Source organism: Yersinia sp. Marseille-Q5920 (assembly GCF_946902935.1).
Lineage (GTDB): Bacteria > Pseudomonadota > Gammaproteobacteria > Enterobacterales > Enterobacteriaceae > Yersinia > Yersinia rochesterensis.
Genome location: NZ_CAMPQA010000024.1, coordinates 1 through 3,753, shown reverse-complemented (window position 1 = coordinate 3,753; position 3,753 = coordinate 1). Strand labels below are relative to the sequence as shown.

The window sequence follows — 3,753 nt, the reverse complement described above, 5'->3', positions numbered from 1 at the left end:
AAATAAAGGGTTACATCTGAGGTATCAGGCTAACAGCCTTAAGTCACGACGGGTTATATCTTATCTGACATTAGCGGAGAATATCTTGCGACACTCTCCGCTAATTTTAACGCGAACAGCACTGGATGCAGTTCTTAATCACCTCGCCAAAACCTACCGAAGTATGGTGTTGGTTTATTAGCGCTGAATTAGTGGGGATCCCTCAGCGCAAGGCGGGCTTAATGTGGAAACTAGTTTGTAGCAACCTGACTTGAGTGTTTTTTATCCAGCTCACCACTTAGTCTTACCAGTAATAATGCAGCGATGACGATAACTCCACCGATCCATGGTGTCTGCGCTAAACCAACTCGAGTAACCGCCTGCCCACCAAGAATTGACCCTAACGCAATACCTATGTTAAATGCTGCGATATTCAAACCAGAGGCGATATCAACCGCATATGGTGTATATTCCTCCGCCTTTTGCACCACATAAACCTGTAAACCGGGGACATTACCGAAAGCGAAAATCCCCATAATTAGCAAGGTAATCAGTGCTGCAACACTGTGGTTGGCACTGAACTGGAAAACAAATAACAAGCCAGCCAATGCAGTAAAAATAAAGCTCAAAGCAGGCACTGCGCCATAGCGATCGGCCAGTTTCCCCCCCCAGATATTACCAAACACGACTGACACCCCATACGCCAACAAAATCCAGCTCACGGCGGCAGCCGAGAAGCCAGCCAACTCTTGCATGACCGGAGCAAGGAAAGTAAACATGGCAAAGAAACCGCCGTATCCTAATGCCGTAATAGCATAAATCAACAATAAACGTGGGTGGGTAACTACCTGAAACTGTTGTTTTATCGTGGCTGAAGCTTTATTGGGAATATTACTTGGCACCAAAATAGCACTGGCGATAATGGCAATAATCCCAATCAGTGATACTGCAAGAAAAGTTTCACGCCAGCCAAAATACTGCCCAATGAATGTCCCTAATGGAACCCCAGTCACCAGTGCTACAGTCAAGCCGCCAAACATAATAGCGATAGCCGAGGCGGCCTTCTCTTTGGGCACCAGACTGGTTGCAATAGTCGACCCTATTGAGAAAAATACCCCGTGCGCCAAGCCGGTTAATAAACGAGCGATAACCAATGATTCATAACCCGGTGATTGCCATGCTAATAAGTTGCCTAACGTGAACAAAACCATAAGACCAATCAATAACATTTTACGCGGAATTCGCCCTGTTAATGCAGTCAGCACCGGAGCACCAATCGCCACCCCCAATGCGTAAATTGAGACTAATAAACCGGCGGAAGGGACAGAAACGCCCAGTTGTTCGGCGATCGTCGGCACCAATCCGACAATAACAAATTCTGTGGTACCAATAGCGAATGCACTGATGGTCAGTGCCAGTAAAGCGAGCGGCATTATCGACTCCAGAAAACAGTTAATGAAAAACAAGTCAATTTGATAGCGGCTATTATGTGCCTATGTTTAAATGACAAAAATGCTCAAAATATCAAAATATTTTTGCTGGAGTGGCAACAATGAAAGCAAACTCAGATGAACTGATTACCTTTGTAACAGTGGTGGAATGTGGCAGCTTCAGCCGTGCAGCAAAGCAGCTTGAACAAGCAAATTCAGTAGTAAGCCGAACAGTAAAGAAGTTGGAGAATAAGCTGGGTGTCACTTTACTCAATCGCACCACTAGGCAAATCAGTCTGACTCAAGAAGGTGAGCACTATTTTCGGCGGGTACAAAATATTTTGCGTGAGATGGCGACAGCAGAGAATGAAATCCTATATAATCAATTGAATCCTAAAGGATTACTTCGTATTGATGCCTCTACTCCAGTAGTACTGCATATTATCGCGCCATTGATGGCTGAGTTTCGTCAGCGCTATCCTTTGGTGACTTTATCGCTGGTTTCATCTGAAACATTCATCAATCTTATCGAGAGAAAAGTAGATATTGCTATCAGGGTGGGGACTTTACAGGACTCAACTTTGCGAGCCAGAAAACTAATGACCAGTTATCGCCATATTCTGGCCTCACCGGCATACTTGAAGCAGCATGGTACGCCACAGACAGTAGCGGATTTACAGTATCATTTATGCTTAGGGTTTAATGACTTACCCGCATTAAATCGCTGGCCTTTAGCTGGAGCTGATGGGCAACTTTATGAAATTAATTCAGATTTGACATCAAATAATGGAGAAACTCAGCGCCGCCTGTGTCTTGAGGGGAATGGTATTGCCTGCCTATCAGATTTCATGATCCAGCAGGATCTACAACGTGGAGATTTGATACCGATACTTCAAGAGCACACTTTGCCAGTCGCAATGCCGATTAATGCCGTGTATTACAGTGACCAGGCTGTCAGTAATCGGCTGCGCTGTTTTATTGATTTTATCAATGATCGCCTGATATCAATCAGCTCTACAAAATAAAAAACCACCCCATGTGAGGTGGCTCAGTTTATTGCTGTAGTTAGTCCCACTTTGGTGCCAGACCATCAGGGCTAACCAAACGCTCCTCGCGATCTAGCGTAGCAATTAGCGCCATATCTTCTGCGCTTAGGTGTAAATCACGAGCTAACAGATTGCTGGCTAAATTAGCCACTTTCGTTGATGAAGGAATAACACTGTAGCCCAATTGCATTGCCCAGCTTAAAATAACCTGTGCAGGTGTAGCACCGCACTGCTCAGCAATGGTCTTGATGATCGGCTCTTCTAATGCCTTGCCATAAGCCAATGTCATATAAGAAGTTATTGCAATGCCATTTATCTGAGCGAACTCAACAACCTTACGGTTTTGCAATAATGGGGATAATTCAATTTGGTTAGTTGCGATTTCCTCAGCCCCCACTGCTGCTATAGCCTGCCGCATTAAATCAATGGTGAAGTTAGAGATACCAATCTGGCGCGTTAATCCCAATTCTTTGGCTTTCATTAGCTCAGCCATAGACTCAGCAACAGAGACTTCATCATTTGGTGACGGCCAGTGAATCAATGTTAAATCTACATAATCAGTTTTCAGCTTCTGTAAACTCTCTTGCAGGCTTGGAATTAATTTCCCTTGCGCTAAATTCGCCACCCAAATCTTGGTCGTGATAAACAACTCATCACGTTTTACCCCACTTTCTGCGATAGCTTGACCAACTGCAGCTTCATTTTCATATATTTGTGCTGTATCGATTGCACGATAACCTAATTTCAATGCTTGGTTAACTGAATCTATAACCACTTGATCTTGAAGACGAAAAGTTCCAAGCCCGAATACAGGTATGCTCATTATCATTCCTTATTTTTTTGATGGTAAGTGTATCTTGAAAAGTAATTAAGAATTTTCATGCCGTCGTAAATCATGGGGCTGATGAAAAACTAAATTAATTATGACAAGAGTTTTACCAACAAAAAATGGGGTATTAAGCATAATACTTATGATTATAAATCAAATATCACACTCAATAAGCTAAATGTATTCAGTTAAACGGAGTTATGTGGCCATTGCATAAGTGGGATATTCAGTGACTAAGATAAGAGAATACTTAGGAGTGGAAATCTAGAGAGGAAGAGGCAAAAAATATTAACAACTGTTGGAATGCAAAAAGACCCTGAATCTAGGATTCAGGGTCTTTGCAATAAGTGGCGGAACGGACGGGGCTCGAACCCGCGACCCCCTGCGTGACAGGCAGGTATTCTAACCAACTGAACTACCGCTCCACCGATTCTTTTACGTGTATCTTCCCGATACTTACCCTCTACAG

At 43.5% G+C, this 3,753-nt stretch carries 3 protein-coding genes, 1 tRNA gene and 1 pseudogene; 2 read left to right on the top strand and 3 right to left on the bottom strand.

Annotated features, from left to right (window positions below; all coding sequences use genetic code 11):
• A pseudogene (locus tag OVO64_RS20325) lies at positions 1-181 on the top strand (IS4/IS5 family transposase); the annotation flags it as partial.
• Positions 182-230: 49 nt separating this feature from the next.
• Here the strand turns inward: OVO64_RS20325 and OVO64_RS20320 are convergent.
• Positions 231-1,412: an MFS transporter gene (locus OVO64_RS20320; RefSeq protein WP_038635777.1), complete on the bottom strand. Its 1,182-nt coding sequence runs from the start codon at positions 1,410-1,412 to the stop codon at positions 231-233.
• A 119-nt stretch (positions 1,413-1,531) separates the two neighbouring features.
• On the opposite strand from OVO64_RS20320, the gene yafC reads away from it, so the two are divergent.
• Positions 1,532-2,434, top strand: coding sequence for a DNA-binding transcriptional regulator YafC (yafC, locus tag OVO64_RS20315; RefSeq protein ID WP_267248993.1), 903 nt, complete (start codon positions 1,532-1,534; stop codon positions 2,432-2,434).
• A 40-nt stretch (positions 2,435-2,474) separates the two neighbouring features.
• Here yafC and dkgB read toward each other — a convergent pair whose 3' ends face one another.
• Both dkgB and OVO64_RS20305 read right to left on the bottom strand, forming a co-directional pair.
• Positions 2,475-3,278, bottom strand: a complete 804-nt coding sequence (gene dkgB / locus OVO64_RS20310; RefSeq protein ID WP_038635784.1) for a 2,5-didehydrogluconate reductase DkgB — start codon at positions 3,276-3,278, stop codon at positions 2,475-2,477.
• A 354-nt stretch (positions 3,279-3,632) separates the two neighbouring features.
• A tRNA-Asp gene (locus OVO64_RS20305) sits at positions 3,633-3,709 on the bottom strand.
• Positions 3,710-3,753: the final 44 nt, after the last annotated feature.